We start from the raw sequence: 15797 nt of genomic DNA on the forward strand, positions 1-15797 counted from the left end.
GGCGGGTGACCCCCCGCTCCTCCGCGCCCTCGGCGTTCGCCGTGTGCTTCGTCTGCACCGGGAACATCTGCCGGTCGCCGATGGCCGAGGTGGTGCTGAGGTCGCTCGCCGACCGCGCCGGGCTCGCCTCCGTCATCGAGATCAGCTCGGCGGGCACCGGCGAGTGGCACCTCGGCGAGCACGCCGATGATCGCGCGCTCGCGGCCCTCGAGCGCCGAGGGCTCGACGGCGCGCGGCACCGCGCGCAGCTGTTCGACCCGGTCCGCTTCGACGAGTTCGACCTCGTCGTCGCGCTCGACCACGGCCACGAGCGGGCACTGCGATCGTGGGCCCGCACCGACGTCGACCGCCAGAAGGTGCGCCGCCTGCTCGCCTTCGAGCCCTCGCTCTCGCCGCAGGGCGACGTCCCCGACCCCTACTATTCCGATGCGGCGGCGTTCGACCGGGTGCTCTCGCTCATCGAGAGCGCGTGCCGGTCGCTCTTCGCCCAGATCGAACCCGGGCTGCGCGGCAACCGCGCGACCCGCCCCGACTCCCCCGACGCGCGCTCCGGCGCCGTCGCCGGCTCCGCGGCCCGCGCGGAGAACCGCGACCCGGAAGGCTCCACCGCATGACCTCGCTCCCCACCCAGCCGCTGAGCCCCCTCGACGGCCGGTACAGCGGCGCCGTCTCCTCGCTCGGCGAGTACCTCTCCGAGGCCGGCCTCAACCGCGCACGCGTCCACGTCGAGGTCGAGTGGCTGCTCGCCCTGACCGACCGCCGGCTGTTCGGCTCCGAGCCGGTCGACGCCGCCACCGCCGAGGAGCTGCGCCGCCGCGCCCGCGACTTCGGCCAGGCCGAGATCGACGAGCTCGCGACCCTCGAGGCCCGCACCAGGCACGACGTGAAGGCCGTCGAGTACCTCGTGCGCCACTGGCTCTCCGACCTCGGACTCGACCGCATCGCCGAGCTGACCCACTTCGCCGCGACCAGCGAGGACATCAACAACCTCTCCTACGCGATCGTCGTGCGGCAGGCGGTCGGCGAGATCTGGCTGCCGAAGCTCCGCTCGGTCGTCGACTCCCTGCGCGAGCTCGCCGTCCGCTACCGAGACGAGTCGATGCTGAGCCGCACCCACGGGCAGCCCGCGACGCCCACGACGATGGGCAAGGAGTTCGCCGTCTACGCGTTCCGCCTCGAGCGCGTCATCGCGCAGATCGAGGCGACGGAGTACCTGGGCAAGTTCAGCGGCGCGACCGGCACGTTCGCGGCGCACCTCGCGGCCGACCCCGACACCGACTGGCCCGAGCTGGCGTCGGAGTTCGTCGCGTCGCTCGGGCTCGTCTTCAACCCGCTGACCACCCAGATCGAGTCGCACGACTGGCAGGCCGAGCTCTACGGGAAGGCGGCGCACGCGAACCGCATCCTGCACAACATCTGCACCGACGTCTGGACCTACATCTCGCTCGGCTACTTCCGGCAGATCCCGCAGGCCGGAGCGACGGGCTCCTCGACCATGCCGCACAAGATCAACCCGATCCGCTTCGAGAACGCCGAGGCCAATCTCGAGCTCTCGAGCGCGCTGCTCGACTCCCTCGGTCAGACCCTCGTCACCTCGCGGCTGCAGCGCGACCTCACCGACTCGACGACCCAGCGCAACATCGGAGTCGCGTTCGGCCACTCCCTCCTCGCGCTCGACAACATCGCGCGCGGCCTGCTCGAGATCGACCTCGACCCGAAGGCCCTCGCGGCCGATCTCGACACCAACTGGGAGGTGCTCGCCGAGGCGATCCAGACCGTGATCCGAGCCGAGGTGGTCGCCGGCCGCTCCGACATCACCGACCCCTACGCGATGCTCAAGGACCTCACCCGCGGCAAGCGCCTCGACGCCGAGGACCTCGCGGCGTTCGTCCGAGGCCTCGACATCGGCGAGGCGGCACGGGAGCGCCTGCTCGCCCTCACCCCCGCCGCGTACACGGGCGTCGCCTCGGAGCTGGTGGACCGCCTCCCCTGATGCGCCCGGTGTCGGGGGTCGCGCGTAGCGTCGAGGGATGAGCGCGTGCGCGATCGACGGGTGCCGGGCGGAGGCCGACGCGGGTGCTCCGCTCGATCTCTGCGCCGCGCACCTCGAGCTGGCGCACGACTGGGTCGCCCGCGAGAGCGGGGTCGTCGACGCCCTGCCCTCGCCGTGCCTCGTCTGCGGCTCGCGGCTGGGTGTCCGGCTCCCCTCCGCGTGGCTCTGCGCCGCCTGCGAGTGGCGGTTCGGCGAGGTCCCCGACGGCGAGCTCGCGCCGCCCCGCATCGACGTCGTCTACTACATCCGCTTCGGCGAGCGCATCAAGATCGGCACCAGCGGCAACCCGCGCCAGCGCCTGCACCGGCTGCGGCACGAGGAGCTGCTCGCCTTCGAGCGCGGCGGCCGGGCACTCGAGCAGCAGCGGCACGCGCAGTTCGCCGCCGAGCGGCTCGAGCGCACGGAGTGGTTCGCCAGGAGCCCCGCGCTCGACCGACACATCGAGACGGTCGCGGCGGGCGAGCCCGACCCGTGGGCGCTGCACCGCCGCTGGTGGAGCGAAGCGCTCGCGCTGCGCACCTGAGACGCTGCCGCGGCGGGTCAGCGGCTCCAGGAGGCGACCAGGAGGTCCCCGCGGATCAGCCGCAGCTCGTCGAGCAGGCGGTCGATCACGGCGTTCGAGACCCCCGAGGCGACCACGTCGTGGGGTCCGAGCGGGAGGAGGCGGCCGGTGCGGATCCGGACGACCTCCCACCCCGCCGACCGCAGTGCGCGGTCCTTCCGCCGGTCGGCCTCCTCGCGGTGACCGACGTGCTCGAGACCGTGCCGCCCCGTGGAGTCGTACTCGACGGCCACTCGCAGCTCGCCCAGCACGATGTCGGGCCACGCCTCGAGATGGTCGAAGAACGCCCGCCCGAGCCGCACCGCGGTGAACCCGGGCTCGAACTCGAGCCGCGCGGCCAGCATCGCCCGCAGTCGCGCCTCGACGGCGGAGGCGGGCGGAGGCGCGCACCGGCTCGCGAAGGGCTCGCCGACCGGGAGGTCGGGCGTCTTCGAACAGATCCGCGGCGCGCGGGCGGACGGTCGCGGCGGCGGATCGCTCTCCGCGGGCGTGTCACTCCGAGCCGGCCTGGGCGTCCGCGGCCGGGCGAGCGCCGCGCACTCGGGGCACCAGGAGGACCGCCGCCGCTCGCGGCCCGGGCGGTGGCGCTGCTCGTCGGGCGTCGCGACGAAGAGGTGCCCGGAGTCGCAGAGCCAGCAGAGGTAGACGTCGGCCGCCGGCGGGATCTGGCTGAGCACGATCCCGTCGTTGTACTCGGGCCGGTACTGGCGCACCAGCACCGGGAACGAGGACCACGCCTCCCGGTACCGCCCCACCTCGTACGGCACCTCGACCCCTCGCGAGAACCGCCGCCGCTCCCACCACCGCCCGATCGCCTCCGCCACCCCCGCACAGTACGTCCGACCACCGACGCCGCCGCCCGGCGAGAAGTCCGCACGCCGCACCTCCAGGCACCGGTCGATCTCGATACACCCGCGCCGCGGGCTATTCGATCAGCGGGCAGCCACCGACCCGGACCGACCGCGATCAACACCCGCCGATCGTTCCGCGCAAGCCGGACTCACGAGCGCACCGCGGAATCGCGTGCCAAGCGCTTCCGCGCAGCGAACGTGACTCGCTCTACAAGACCCGACCACTTCGGGAAGCCGACAGCGAGGCAGGGCGGCGAAGCCGCCCTGCCTCAGTGCGGCCCATCCTGCTCGTCGAGGTCGGCGATCTCCGCGTCGTCCGGCTTGAAGGTCAGCGAGAACATCGCGATCGCGACGAGGACGACGATGAACGCGACTCCGAAGGAGATGACCGAGACGAGCGGCTCGCGGGTCGACAGGAGGACGACGAGGCCCACGAACGCGGCCATCGCGGCCGAGAAGCCGATCAGCTCGAGGGGTCGCAGCCGGTCCTTGCGGGTCGGCTGGAAGGTGCGGGGCGCGAACTCCTCGGGCTCGCCGCCGGGGGTCGGCGCATCGGGGGTCTGGCCTTCGGCGGTCATCGGTCTCCTCCGGAGGTCGGTGTCGAGGCGTCGACGGCGTCGGCACCGGCGGCCCACTTGAGTGAGAACGCGGCGATCGCGAGGTAGACGCCGATCACGACGGCGTACGCGCCGAGAAGTCCGACCGTGACGACCGGATGCGGCGGGAGGAGTGCGAAGGCGGCGCCGAGCAGCACGGTGCCGGCTCCGACGACGACCGCGTCGCGGGCGGCGAGCCCGTGCCCCCGGCGCCCACTGGTGATCTCGAGTGATCCCGAGATCAGAGCCCAGCCGGCGACCAGCGCGACGAAGAGCAGGAGGGTGGCGACGGGAAGGGCCACGAGACCCAGGACGCCGGCGAGCAGGGTGACGCCCGCGGAGGTGACGGCGGGGCGCTTGCCGCGTCCCTCCGGTGCCCGCAGTGCGCGCACCAGCGAGACGGCGCCGCTCGCGAGCGCGAATCCGGCGAAGACGGCCAGACCGAAGGCCGGGCTGTGGTCGGGAGAGAACGTCACCACGCATCCGGCGATCGCGGCGACCGCGGCGCGTGCGAGCGCGAGGGTCCAGGAGCTCGCCCGTTCGGCGGTGTCGGCGGCGTGGGCCACGGTCGAGCCTCTCTGGTGGTGCGGTGGGTCGGAGTCGCGATCGGACCGAGCGACGCCGCCGGGTCCGTCGGCGCTGAGCGCGCGATCCGGAGGCTCTGGCGCCCCTGCGGGGTGCGTCGGCTCCGCGGACTGTCCGATTTTACGCTCTCCTCGACTCCGGAGCGCCCCGGTACCTCTCGAGCGACCGTATCCTCGGCCAGCGCGCAGCAATCCGCACCGTGTCCATCCTGTTTCCACAGGGTTACAAGACGCAGGCCTCCCGGAGTCGGGGTCGCCTGTACGGGTGACGCTCGCTATCGTGGGTCCGTTCCTCCCCCGTGCGATGCCCGCGCGCCCCCGCCCCCAGGCGCTGAACGCACCGCCGTTCTGCACGCCGCTCGAACCTGGAGTTGATGCCGTGAACGGACTGGATCTCGCGATTCTCGCTCAGCGGGCCCGCGATCTGGCCTTCAGCAAGATCGTCGCCGGTGGCTTCCACCGGTTCGGGAAGGGATCCCGCATCTGCCTGCCGTTCAGGATCGGCCCCGGTCAGGGCAGCCGCATCTCGATCGGTGAGAACGTCCTGATCAGTGCGAACTGCATGCTCATGGTCCCCTCCTCCGATGCCCCCACCCCCGCCCTGATCATCGGCGACCGCGTCCGGATGAACATGACCGCGATCAGCGCCGTGAAGAGCGTGGTCATCGAGGACGGCGTGGGAATCGCCCGCGGCTGCTACATCTCGGACCACTCCCACGGGTTCTCGGACGCCGGAACGTTCGTGCGCGATCAGCCGATCGAGCGCATCGCTCCGGTCCGCATCGGCCGGGGCGCGTGGCTGGGCGAGAACGTCGTGATCATGCCCGGCGTCACGGTCGGGCGCGGTGCCGTCATCGGAGCCAATGCCGTCGTCCGGTCCGACGTGCCCGACTACTCCGTCGCCGTCGGGGTCCCCGCGCGCGTCGTCCGGACCTTCGCGTGAGGACATCAGCTGTGGGAAACCCGACTCGAGACGGCCTCGTGCGCGACGTCGTCTTCACGTTCTCGTACGAGACGTACACCGACGCGGCCCGCCGAGGCATGATGCGTCCGCCGGACCGCATCCTCACCTCGCTGATGGAGAGCCCGCAGGTGGGGCGCCTGATCGTGGCCAACCCGTTCCGCTTCGCTCCGACCAGCATCGTGCGCTCCGCCCTCGGCAAGGAGGTGGAGTTCCCGGGCACGCCCACGCGCGTCCTGCACACTCCGTTGCGCCTGCGCCGGAGCGACCCGACCGACATCGCGGGCCTCGAGAAGGAGTACCGGGCCTACGACCGCGGCATCGCGAAGCTGGCCGACGAGCTCGAGCTCGTGCGACCGGTGGTCGTCACCACCAGCCCCGTCGTGGCGGGCTTCTCGCCGTTCGAGTGGGCCGAGCACGTGATGTTCTTCGCCCGCGACGACTGGACCACCTCGACCCGCTGGAAGGGCCACTGGCCCGCGTTCCAGGAGGCGTACCGCCGCGTGGCCTCCTCCGGACGCTCGGTGACCGCCGTCTCGCAGGAGATCATCGACCGCATCGCCCCGACCGGCCCGCACGCCGTGGTGCCGAACGGCGTGGCTCCGGAGGAGTGGACCGGCCCGGTCCCCGACGCTCCCGAGTGGCTGCAGCGGATCCCGGGCCCGCGGGCCCTGCACGTCGGCACGCTCGACGACCGGCTCGACGTCGAGGGCATCGTGGCGGTCGCGACCGCCCACCCCGGTCTGCAGATCATCCTGATGGGCCCGCAGCCCGATGCCGGCTACCTCGCGCCGCTCGCCCGCTTCCCGAACGTGCACCTGCACCACTCGGTCGGCCGCCGCGAGCTGGTCGCGACCATGCGCAACGTCGAGCTCTGCCTCCTCGCGCACCGCCGCACCCCGCTGACCGAGGCGATGAGCCCGCTCAAGCTCTACGAGTACGTCGCGAGCGGCTGCCCCGTCATCTCGGTCGACCTCCCGCCGATCCACGGGATCAGCGACCGCATCCGGATCGTCCCGACGATGGCCGAGTTCGCCTCCGTCATCGACGACGCGCTCGCCGACGGCCGTGCGAGCGAGGAGGACCGCCTCGAGTGGATCCACGCCAACTCGTGGGCGGCCCGGCACGGGACCGTGCTCGACATCCTGCTCGATCGCGGAGGCGCCCGCTCCGGCGAGGTCGTCCCCGGCTGACGCCGCGGGTTCCGCCACCAGACTCCATCTCCCGTTCACTCAGCATCCGCCGCGAGCCGCCTCGGCTCCCGGTCCGGAGGAGGGCCCCATGTCCCAGTTCCTGTTCGTCTGCTCCGGCGGAGGGCACCTCAAGCAGCTGTTCACGCTCTCGTCCCGGTTCGGGATCGATCCGGCCGATCAGCACTGGGTCACGTTCGACAACGGTCTGAGCCGCTCCCTCCTCGAGGGCCGGCGCGTGACCTTCAGCCGCTTCGCCGCACCGCGCGACACCCTGCCGATCGCGCAGAACGCCCTGCTCGCGCACCGCATCCTCAACGAGGGCGACTACTCCGCGGTGTTCAGCACCGGTTCGAGCCCCGCGGTGTCGTTCATGCCCGAGGCGTCGCTGCGCGGCATCGAGTGCCACTACATCGAGAGCGCGGCGCGGGCGGACGGCCCCTCGATCACGGGCAGGATCATGGCGCGCCTGCCAGGAGTGAACACCTACAGCCAGTACCCGGTGTGGGCGGACGCGCGCTGGCAGTTCGGCGGCTCGATCTTCGACGCCTTCACGACCGGCCCCGCGAAGGAGGTCGACGGCATCCATCGGGCCGTCATCTCGGTCGGAACGCAGGACCTCTACCCGTTCGACCGGCTGATCTCGGCCGCGGTGCCCCTGCTCTCGGGAGCCGACGTGCTCTGGCAGACCGGTCTCGCCGATGTCGCGCCCTACGGCATCGAGGGCCGCGTCAGCGTGCCCCACCACGAGCTGCAGGAGGCGGTCGAGGCCGCCGACGTCGTCATCGCGCACGCGGGCACCGGCGCCGCCATCACCGCCATCGAGGCGGGCAAGGTGCCGATCCTGGTCCCGCGCCTGGTCGCGCGCGGCGAGCACATCGACGACCACCAGATCCAGATCGCCCGCGAGCTCGACCGCCGCGGGCTCGCGATCGCCGCATCACCCGAGGAGCTGACTCCCGAGCTGCTGCTGCGCGCCGCCGGCGGGACGACGGGCCGCGTCGAGGACGTCGCCCCGTTCCGCTTCACCCCGGCACGCGCACGCGCTCGGCGCGGCCGGCCCCGGGCCGACTTCGGCGGCCGGGGCGAGAAGCGCTCCCCGGCCGTCTGAGTCCTCCGGGGTCCGAGCGCCCGGGAGCGCCGGCGTCAGCCCGCGTTCGCGAGCAGCGCCGGCCACAGGGCGTCGGCGATCTTGCCCTGACCCTGGATCGACGGGTGGAAGTGGTCGACGAGCGAGATGTCGTCGCTCGTCACGGGCATCGAGTGCAGCGCGCCGCCGTCGGACACGCAGTTCGCCACCGCGGCGCACTCCTCGGCGAGGATCGTGTTGTACTGATCGATCGTGTCGCCCACGGCCGCTCGACGGGCCACGTCCTCCTCGGCGTCCGAGCCGGGGTTGTAGAGCAGCGAGTTGCAGTTGGGGCTCTGTGCCCAGCGCGAGACCGCCTCGGAGTCCGTCCGCTCGGCGTCGAAGAACGCGAGCAGATCGGGGATGGAGGCGACGAAGATCGTCGCGTCCGGCGCCCCGGTCGAGAGGGACTGCAGGGTCGACGTGATGGCCGCGCGGAAGGTGTCGGGCGGCGTGATCTCGGCGACCTTCTTGCGGCAGACGTCGTTCGCGCCGATCAGGAGGAGCACCAGGTCCGGGTTCGCCGCGACGGCCTTCTCGGCCTGCAGCGGCATGCGGTCCGACGTGGCGCCCTTCGAGGCGATGTTGTCGATGGTCGGCACCTCGCCGACGGTCTCGCCCGCGCGCCGGGCGATCGAGTCGACCCCCTCGTCCTCACCGGTCGCCCAGGAGGCGCTGGGGCAGGCCTTGTCCTGCCCGCAGGCCGCGACGGCCGCGGTCATCGAGTCGCCCATCGCGACGATCGTCCCGGCCTCGAACGGCAGGGCGCCCGCGGGAGCGGAGGCGGTGGTCTCCTCCGGAGCGGGCGAGGACGTGCAGCCGGCGAGGAGCACGGCGGCGACGGCGGCCGCGGCGGCCAGCCGGAGAGCGCGGTGACGGGGGGAACGGATCATGCTGCGCCTCCATCGGCGACGGGAGTGGACTCGGGGGCCTTCGGGGCCTTGGACTTGGGCTTCTTGACCTGCTTCACGAACGCGAGGATCTGCTGCAGGTCGCGGCGGTAGGCGGGGATCAGCATGGCCAGCGCCAGCGGCACGAGCGAGGCGAGACCGCCGAGCAGCAGGTGCAGGATCGACGGGATGACCAGCGCGATCTCGGCGGGCAGGGCCGAGTGCAGGCCGCCGAGGACCTGATCGGTGAACGCGGGCAGGTCGGTGAACTGCCCGACCGCCCAGGCGGCACCGAACATGAACGGCACGATCAGCGCGGGGCGCAGCACGGGCATCACGATGTCGGAGGCGCGGACGAAGGTGCCGCGGATCGCGAGGCCGAAGCCCGGGACCAGCAGGGCCAGCGTCGTGAGGCCGTAGAGCAGCGCGAGGCCCTCGACGCCGTTCCACCAGATGCCGATGAAGAACGAGCCGATGACGAGCGGGCGCGTCACCACGTAGTACACGAGCTGGCGGTGCACGCGGCCGAGCGAGATGTAGATCCAGCCCTGCACGTTGCCGATGCCCTGAGCGATGCCGGCGATCGACAACAGCGACAGGATCGTCGCCGAGGCCGACCACTGCGCGCCGAGCAGGAGGTCGACCAGCGGCCCCGAGAGGGCAGCGAGGACTCCGAAGGTCGGGAGGGTCAGGTAGCCGACCACCAGCAGCGCACCCCGCACGTAGCGGCGGTAGCGCTCGCCGTCGTCCTGCAGCGACGAGAGCACCGGCAGGGCCACGCGGCCCAGGGGTCCGTTCAGCTGCTGGAGCGGGAGCAGGAACAGCGAGTAGGCCCGCGAGTACTGACCGAGCACGCCGTCGCCGAGCTGGCGGCCGACGATGACGTTGTCGAGGTTGCGCGCCGCGTAGTTGAGCAGCTGCACGCCGAAGATGCTGCCACCCGTGGTGACCAGCGGGATGACCTCGCGCGCGATGCGCGGGCGGCCGAACGTGGGCCGCGCCGCGACCCACAGGGCGATGAAGCGGTAGATCAGCGCGCCGCCCTGGAGGACGACCAGCGACCAGACGCCCCAGCCGAGGAAGCCGGCGATGATCGACGCGACGACTCCGACGAACATCGACACGACGTCGATCTTCGCCATCAGGCCGAAGCGCATCTCCTTCTGCACGCGCGCCTGGAGCGGCATGCAGAGGCTGTTGATGAGGAGGGTCGGCGCGACGGCGAGCGTCAGGACGATCAGGCGGTCCTCGTTGTACAGGGCGGCGATCAGGGGCGCGCAGGCCGCGATGACGATCGTGCCGACGATGCCGAGGGCGACGGACAGCCACAGCACCGAGCGCCAGACCTCGTCGCTCATCTTCTTCGACTGGATGATCGCACCGGTCAGGCCGAAGTCGCGGACCAGGTCGGCGACACCGACGATCGCGGTGACCATCGCGAGCAGACCGAAGTCGCTCGGAGCGAGGAGCCGGGCCAGGACGAGCGTCGAGATCAGCTGGATCGCCGTCTTGCCCCACAGTCCGCCGAGGGTCTGCAGCACTCCGCGGCTCGCGGTGTGGCCGAGAGAGGGCTTCGGAGGCAGGTTCGGGCCGTCGCCGACCGTCGGAGACTGCGCGATCGCGTCGGTCGCGAGCGTCTCGGTCGTGTGGGCGGTGTCGTCGATCGCCGCCTCGATCTGGTCGTCTGTGGCACGGGGCCGAGCGGAGGAGCCGCCGACGGGGGTCGACCCCGTCACGCGCGCGTCGTCTCGTCGCGGTTCCATTCGGGTACGCCTCCTCGAGCGATGATCGACCGGGCCTCGAGGCGCGGTCGCAGATAGCCGTAGCAGTACACCGGGAAGGCGGGCCACAGCGCGGGGCGGCGCACGAGCCGCGCCAGGAGGGCGCCGATCGTGCCCCCCGCGGGAGCCGGCCGATCGGGCACGAGGCCGGACGCGGCGAGCTGGGCGTTGCCGATCGCGATCCGCACGGTGCGCTTGATCTGGCTGCGCATCCGGCGCGGCGCCTTCACCGAGAAGGACCACCCGGCCAGGGTGAGCCGCTCCTCGGGGGCGAAGAGCTGCTGCACGAAGCGGTCGTCGGCGATGATCTCGGGGAACGCGCCGAATCGGCGCCGTCCCTCGGCCGACAGGCCGTAGATCCCGGAGCCGACCAGCCCGCTCACGCGGTACTCCGACAGCTCCCAGATCGAGTAGTGGGCGCGCACCGGCCACGAGGCGTCGGTCGTGTCCACGTGGAACTCCGGCGCCGCGACCTGCGGGCCGCCCGGGCGGGCGAGCTCGTCGCCGACCGCGAGCAGCGTCTCGGCCGAGACGCTCACGTCGGCGTCCACGTAGATGCGCGGGAACACGGTCGCGATCTCGTCGGCCGCGTTCAGGCCGGCGATCTTCGATGCCCGCTCGGTCTCCGCGACGAGGATCCTCGGATCCACGGCGCGGGCGACCGCAGCGGTGCCGTCGGTGCACCCGTTGGCCCCCACGACGATCTCGAGGCGGCCCTCCGGGTCACCGTCCACGAGCGCGCGCAGCAGCCGCCCGATCACCGCCGCCTCGTCGTGCGCGGGGATGATCACGCTGACGCGCGCGCTCACGACTCGATGGGGGCGGGTTTGCGGACGACGTGATCGGCGGAGTGGCTCCCGATGTGCGCGCCGAGGGCCGGCCCGTTCTCGGAGTGGTGCGCCGCGGAGCGGCTGAAGGCCGAGACGTGCCCGGCGTCCTCGGCAGCGAGCCGGCGACGTGCCGACTTCCGCGGTGCCTCCGTGAGGGTCCACGCCCCGACGGCCATGAACACCCAGAAGAGCATGAACGCCTGGTAGAAGCCGAAGGCGTCGTAGAAGTACGCCGACACCGTGTATCCGACCAGCACGATCGCGACCGCGAAGGCCAGGCCGGCGTACTGCGACGTCGAGGTGCGGTTGAACGAGTAGCGCAGCAGCATCACGATCGGCACGAGGAAGAGGACGGCGAGTCCGAGGATCCCGACCGCTCCGGCGTCCATGAGCGTGCCGAGCCACTGGTTGTCGAGGATGAACGAGTTCGCCTCAGGACCCACCACGATGCGGCTGCCGACGCCCGTCCCGAAGAACGGATGCTCGCGCACGATCGCCATCGCGGGCTCGAGGTCTGCCAGGCGGCCCGCTCCCGCCATGCCGGCGGAGGTGTACTGCGAGGCGATGAGGGCCTCGGGGTCGAGGAACGAGCCGATCATGTCGGTCAGGATCTTGGGGATCAGGACGAAGCCGAGGCCCAGGACCGGGATCGCGCCCAGCAGCAGGTACCCGCCGATCTTCGGCCGCAGGATCAGCGTCACCAGGAACATCACGCCGAGCGTGACGATCGCGGTCCGCGAGACCGCCGTGACGACGCCGACCAGCAGCGCCAGGACGCAGCCGTAGTAGATGATGCGGCGGTTGATCTCGTTGAAGGGCCAGCGGGCGTACTTCGAGAGGTAGACCGAGATCGGGATCATCATCGTGAACATCACGGCGAGCGCGATCGGGTGCTGCGACGAGCCGAACGAGCGGAATCCGCCGGCGCGGTACGCCTCCTGCTCGGCCCCGAGCTTCTCGAGCGGCAGGAACTGGTCGAGCCTGGTGAAGATGTTCTGGTGGGTGACGCGCTCGATCACGGCGAAGAACGCCACGACGACGGCCGAGAAGACCAGCACCATCAGGAACGACTCGACGATCTTCTCGCTGCGCATCACGAGGCGCGAGACGAAGAAGAGCGAGAGGACCAGCAGGTCGATGATGATGGCACCGACGACTCCGCTGCCCAGGCCACCGTCCGAGATGAACTGGACGTTGGCGGCGATCGAGACGATGCTCGACGCCATCCAGATGCCGATCGGCCAGCCGAACGCGGCGGGCCGCCAGACGAACTTCGGATCGATCATCAGCGCGACGATCGCCGCGACGACCATGGCCACGATCATGAGCCGGTACGGCTCGAGGGCGAACCCGATCGGGATCGGCAGCGAGTAGTAGCGCGCCGGGATGAACATCACGACGCCGAGCAGCACGATGAATCCGCCGGTCCAGTTGAAGACCAGCTTGCGCGTGAGGTAGAGGAACGAGATCCCGAAGAGGACCGCACCCGCGATCAGCGGGTTGAGGTAGTAGACGGCCGCGACGGCGACCGCTGAGAGGAGCAGGGTCGCGAGCGCCGAGCGGACCGTGAAGGTCCGCTTGACGAGGATCTCGCCCGCGTACGGGTCGTCGCTCCCGGGGACCCCGATCGGGGTCCCCTTCATCGTCTTGGTGCTCATCTGCGAACCCCGCGTCAGGTGGCGCTGCGCTTCCCGGAGGAGGCGAGCTCACCCGCCCCGGGAGCCGGCTCGGCGGAGGAGCCGAGGGCCGCGGGACGCGGGTTCTCGGCGGTGCCGGAGCCGGTGATGGCCGGACCGCGGCGGAACGACTCGCCACGGCGGACGTTGGCGCGGTTCGCGGTGACGCGCTCACGGGAGATGCGGATGTTGTAGAGGATGAACGCGAGGGCGATGAACGCGAGGAACACGCCGAGGCCGGTGATGGCGATCGGGATGATCGGGTTCGAGCCCTCCTGCTCGACGACGTTGCCCTGGTCGGTGACCGACAGGGTGACGCGCTGGTCGGGAGCGGTTCCCGCGGCGTCCTGCTGGGCGGCCACGTAGGTCTGGAAGATCGTCGACGCGGTCTCGGAGATGAGGGTCGCGCGGGCGGGATCGGTCGAGACTCCGACGATCGCGAGGATCGGGAGGGAGAAGCGGCCCGGGTTGGTCTCGGTGCCGGAGGGCTGCGTGGTGCGGCGGAGTCCGCTGAGCTCCTCGCCCTCGTTGAAGCCGCCGATGGCGGCCTCGACCTGCGCGCGGATCTCGGATCCGCTGACGAGGTAGGCGTAGATGACCGCGGTGTTCGTCAGGTCCAGCTGCTGGGCAGCGGTCGTGCCCTCCTGGAGGGTCTGGCCGGGCCGGACGGCCGCGAACGGGTTCTGCGTCCCGCCTCCGAGCAGCACGGTGGTCTCGGACTGGTAGGTCGACTCGACGCGCGAGACGATCTCACCGTCCTTGACGGTGTATCCGGCGACCATCGCAGCCAGCACCGAGACGACGATGCCGACGGCGAGGAGCCATTTGTAGCTCCAGAGCACTCGGAGGTAAAGGGGAACGGACATCTCGGTCTCGACTTCCAGACGGCGAGGTGTAGGACCTCGGGCGACGCGCCGCGTGCTCGGAGGGTGCAATGCTGCTGCAGACGATGGAGCAACGCCTCCGTCCATCACGGCGGTAATGGCGGAACGGGTGGTGTGGCGGTCGACGTCGGGATGACGAGGACGGAACCTGGTGCGTAGTGCGATTCGAACGTGCTCTCGCTGCGTCCGCACCGTCCTCCGGGCGAGCGGCCTGGGGGGTCGGAACGGGCAGAGAACCGGGACCCCGCGAGTGCGGTGCCCCGACACACTCATTGTGACCATAACCCACGGCAAGCAGATGCCGAAAGTATTGCGGGTGTGTTAAGTCTCCTGGACGTTCGACCCGCCGAGCAGGGCGTGCACTTGCATTCCTCTCAGATGGACGAGGATGGTAGACCTTGTTCCCTCCAGGAAAGACGAGGATGGAAGTCCTCGGTTCAGCTCGGAGCGCGCCGCCCTCACGACAGGAGACGCATGGATGACGAGCATCAGTGCTCCACCACTGCCACAGACCCATCCGCCCGTTCCACGACCGGATCCGACTCCGCTGACGACCGTTCGATGACGGTCGCCGGCTCCGTCGCGCCCTCGGGCTCCGACGGCCACCCGCTCTCGGTCCTCTACTCGTTCCCGCACGGGATCGGCTCGCCCGGCATCGGCTGGACAGCGCTGCACCAGGTCCGCGCGCTGACCGAGGCCGGTCACCGCGTGACCGTCGTCGCCGCGTCCATCACCGAGCCGCTGGGGCCGGTCGCGCGCGCCGTGACCACGCTCACGGTCGCCGGCCAGCGCCTCCCGCACCGGCTCTTCGGGCGGAGCCGCTCGATCGCGCACCACGACCGCGTGACCGCACGGATCCTCGCCGAGGGCGACTACGACGTGGTCCACGGCTGGCCGTGGGGCTCGGCCCGCACCTTCGACGAGGCCGCCCGCCAGGGCGTGCCCTCGGTCCGCGAGGCGCCGAACACGCACACGGCGCACGCCTTCGAGGTCGTGGCCGAGGAGTACGAGCGTCTCGGCATCACCCCGCCCCCCGGGTCGCCGCACACCTACAACGCGGTGCGACTGAAGCGGGAGGAGCGGGAGTGGGCGTCCGCGACCGCGATCCTGGTCCCGTCCGCCTCGGTCGAGCACACCTTCCTCGAGAAGGGATTCTCGCCCGACAAGCTGCTCCGCCACCGCTACGGCGCCCTCGTCGACACCGACCGCGTGCTCGACCCCGACCCGCGCGACGATCCGGACCACGTGTTCACCGCCGTGTTCGTGGGCCGGATCGAGCCGCGGAAGGGCCTGCTCTACGCCCTCCAGGCCTGGCAGGCGTCAACGGCCAGCAGCACGGGCCGGTTCCTGGTCTACGGAGAGTTCACGCCCGGCTACCGCGAGCGGCTCGCCGGCCTGCTCGATCAGCCCGGCGTCGAGCTGCGCGGCTTCACCGACGATGTCGCGGGCGTGTTCCAGAACGCCGACGTGCTGATCCTGCCGACGATCGAGGAGGGCAGCGCCCTCGTCACCTCGGAGGCGCAGGCCGCGGGCTGCGTGCCGCTCGTCTCGTCGGCGGCCGGCGCGAACCTCGAGGACGGCGTCCAGGGTCTCGTCCACGAGCCCCGCGACGTCGAGACGCTGACCGCGCACCTCGATCTCGTCTCCTCCGACCGGGAGCTGCTGGCGCGTCTGCGCCGTGCCGCGCTCGCGAACCGGAGCGAACTCACCTGGACGCGAGCGGGCGTCGACCTCGTCGCCGCCTACCGCGCCGCCATGCGGAAGGTCGGCACCGCGACCGCTCCCGCCGACCCGTCGAGGACCTGACACC

15 protein-coding genes are annotated in these 15797 nt (G+C 71.4%); 7 read left to right on the forward strand and 8 right to left on the reverse strand.

Annotation, left to right across the window (positions count from 1 at the left end; translation table 11 throughout):
- Positions 1-5 precede the first annotated feature (5 nt).
- The 3 genes from ASG06_RS03855 to ASG06_RS03865 are packed head-to-tail and all read left to right on the forward strand — an operon-like array spanning position 6 to position 2576.
- Entirely contained in the window at positions 6-614 is a 609-nt protein-coding gene (locus ASG06_RS03855; RefSeq protein ID WP_327205478.1) for a low molecular weight protein-tyrosine-phosphatase, read from the forward strand.
- Positions 611-1993, forward strand: coding sequence for an adenylosuccinate lyase (purB, locus tag ASG06_RS03860; protein WP_056038737.1), 1383 nt, complete (start codon positions 611-613; stop codon positions 1991-1993). Before ASG06_RS03855 ends, purB begins: the two co-directional genes overlap by 4 nt.
- A gap of 37 nt (positions 1994-2030) precedes the next feature.
- Positions 2031-2576 carry a GIY-YIG nuclease family protein gene (locus ASG06_RS03865; protein ID WP_056038742.1) on the forward strand — a complete coding sequence of 182 codons (546 nt, stop codon included), beginning with the start codon at positions 2031-2033 and terminating at the stop codon, positions 2574-2576.
- A gap of 17 nt (positions 2577-2593) precedes the next feature.
- Here ASG06_RS03865 and ASG06_RS03870 read toward each other — a convergent pair whose 3' ends face one another.
- From ASG06_RS03870 to ASG06_RS20165, 3 genes are all read right to left on the reverse strand, one after another.
- The gene (locus ASG06_RS03870) at positions 2594-3439 is read right to left on the reverse strand and encodes a hypothetical protein (protein WP_056038745.1); all 846 of its coding nucleotides are present in this window, start codon (positions 3437-3439) and stop codon (positions 2594-2596) included.
- A gap of 296 nt (positions 3440-3735) precedes the next feature.
- Positions 3736-4044 (reverse strand): hypothetical protein, encoded by a 309-nt coding sequence (locus tag ASG06_RS03875; protein ID WP_231727601.1) that lies wholly within the window; start codon positions 4042-4044, stop codon positions 3736-3738.
- Positions 4041-4628 (reverse strand): DUF308 domain-containing protein, encoded by a 588-nt coding sequence (locus ASG06_RS20165; protein WP_056038748.1) that lies wholly within the window; start codon positions 4626-4628, stop codon positions 4041-4043. The genes ASG06_RS03875 and ASG06_RS20165 overlap by 4 nt, the downstream gene beginning before the upstream one ends.
- Positions 4629-5025: 397 nt before the next feature.
- Between ASG06_RS20165 and ASG06_RS20580 the strand changes: the two genes are divergently transcribed.
- The 3 genes from ASG06_RS20580 (at position 5026) to ASG06_RS03895 (ending at position 7908) form a co-directional block, all read left to right on the forward strand.
- Positions 5026-5589, forward strand: a complete 564-nt coding sequence (locus ASG06_RS20580; RefSeq protein ID WP_056038752.1) for an acyltransferase — start codon at positions 5026-5028, stop codon at positions 5587-5589.
- A gap of 11 nt (positions 5590-5600) precedes the next feature.
- Positions 5601-6800 carry a hypothetical protein gene (locus ASG06_RS03890; protein WP_156465848.1) on the forward strand — a complete coding sequence of 400 codons (1200 nt, stop codon included), beginning with the start codon at positions 5601-5603 and terminating at the stop codon, positions 6798-6800.
- A gap of 88 nt (positions 6801-6888) precedes the next feature.
- The gene (locus ASG06_RS03895; protein ID WP_056038758.1) at positions 6889-7908 is read left to right on the forward strand and encodes a glycosyltransferase; all 1020 of its coding nucleotides are present in this window, start codon (positions 6889-6891) and stop codon (positions 7906-7908) included.
- Between the two features lie 35 nt (positions 7909-7943).
- Here ASG06_RS03895 and ASG06_RS03900 read toward each other — a convergent pair whose 3' ends face one another.
- From ASG06_RS03900 to ASG06_RS03920, 5 genes are read right to left on the reverse strand one after another with little or no spacing between them, the layout of a single operon-like run.
- Entirely contained in the window at positions 7944-8819 is an 876-nt protein-coding gene (locus tag ASG06_RS03900; protein WP_056038760.1) for an SGNH/GDSL hydrolase family protein, read from the reverse strand.
- Complete coding sequence (locus ASG06_RS03905; protein ID WP_056038763.1) at positions 8816-10579, reverse strand: lipopolysaccharide biosynthesis protein; 1764 nt, start codon at positions 10577-10579, stop codon at positions 8816-8818. The genes ASG06_RS03900 and ASG06_RS03905 overlap by 4 nt, the downstream gene beginning before the upstream one ends.
- Positions 10549-11406 carry a glycosyltransferase gene (locus ASG06_RS03910; protein WP_056038765.1) on the reverse strand — a complete coding sequence of 286 codons (858 nt, stop codon included), beginning with the start codon at positions 11404-11406 and terminating at the stop codon, positions 10549-10551. The genes ASG06_RS03905 and ASG06_RS03910 overlap by 31 nt, the downstream gene beginning before the upstream one ends.
- Positions 11403-13085: an O-antigen ligase family protein gene (locus ASG06_RS03915; RefSeq protein WP_056038771.1), complete on the reverse strand. Its 1683-nt coding sequence runs from the start codon at positions 13083-13085 to the stop codon at positions 11403-11405. Before ASG06_RS03915 ends, ASG06_RS03910 begins: the two co-directional genes overlap by 4 nt.
- Before the next feature lie 14 nt (positions 13086-13099).
- Positions 13100-13969: a hypothetical protein gene (locus tag ASG06_RS03920; RefSeq protein WP_156465849.1), complete on the reverse strand. Its 870-nt coding sequence runs from the start codon at positions 13967-13969 to the stop codon at positions 13100-13102.
- 492 nt (positions 13970-14461) lie between these two features.
- On the opposite strand from ASG06_RS03920, the gene ASG06_RS03925 reads away from it, so the two are divergent.
- Positions 14462-15793, forward strand: a complete 1332-nt coding sequence (locus ASG06_RS03925) for a glycosyltransferase family 4 protein (protein ID WP_162238994.1) — start codon at positions 14462-14464, stop codon at positions 15791-15793.
- Positions 15794-15797 lie beyond the last annotated feature (4 nt).

This window comes from Rathayibacter sp. Leaf185 (assembly GCF_001423885.1).
Lineage (GTDB): Bacteria > Actinomycetota > Actinomycetes > Actinomycetales > Microbacteriaceae > Rathayibacter.

Excerpts from the sequence above, each read along its gene's own strand:
- ASG06_RS03865 (WP_056038742.1), top strand. The coding sequence starts at position 2,031 with ATGAGCGCGTGCGCGATCGACGGGTGCCGGGCGGAGGCCGACGCGGGT.
- ASG06_RS03925 (WP_162238994.1), top strand. The coding sequence starts at position 14,462 with ATGGATGACGAGCATCAGTGCTCCACCACTGCCACAGACCCATCCGCC.
- ASG06_RS03895 (WP_056038758.1), top strand. The coding sequence starts at position 6,889 with ATGTCCCAGTTCCTGTTCGTCTGCTCCGGCGGAGGGCACCTCAAGCAG.
- purB (WP_056038737.1), top strand. The coding sequence starts at position 611 with ATGACCTCGCTCCCCACCCAGCCGCTGAGCCCCCTCGACGGCCGGTAC.
- ASG06_RS03920 (WP_156465849.1), bottom strand. The coding sequence starts at position 13,969 with ATGTCCGTTCCCCTTTACCTCCGAGTGCTCTGGAGCTACAAATGGCTC.
- ASG06_RS03905 (WP_056038763.1), bottom strand. The coding sequence starts at position 10,579 with ATGGAACCGCGACGAGACGACGCGCGCGTGACGGGGTCGACCCCCGTC.
- ASG06_RS03875 (WP_231727601.1), bottom strand. The coding sequence starts at position 4,044 with ATGACCGCCGAAGGCCAGACCCCCGATGCGCCGACCCCCGGCGGCGAG.
- ASG06_RS03915 (WP_056038771.1), bottom strand. The coding sequence starts at position 13,085 with ATGAGCACCAAGACGATGAAGGGGACCCCGATCGGGGTCCCCGGGAGC.
- ASG06_RS03900 (WP_056038760.1), bottom strand. The coding sequence starts at position 8,819 with ATGATCCGTTCCCCCCGTCACCGCGCTCTCCGGCTGGCCGCCGCGGCC.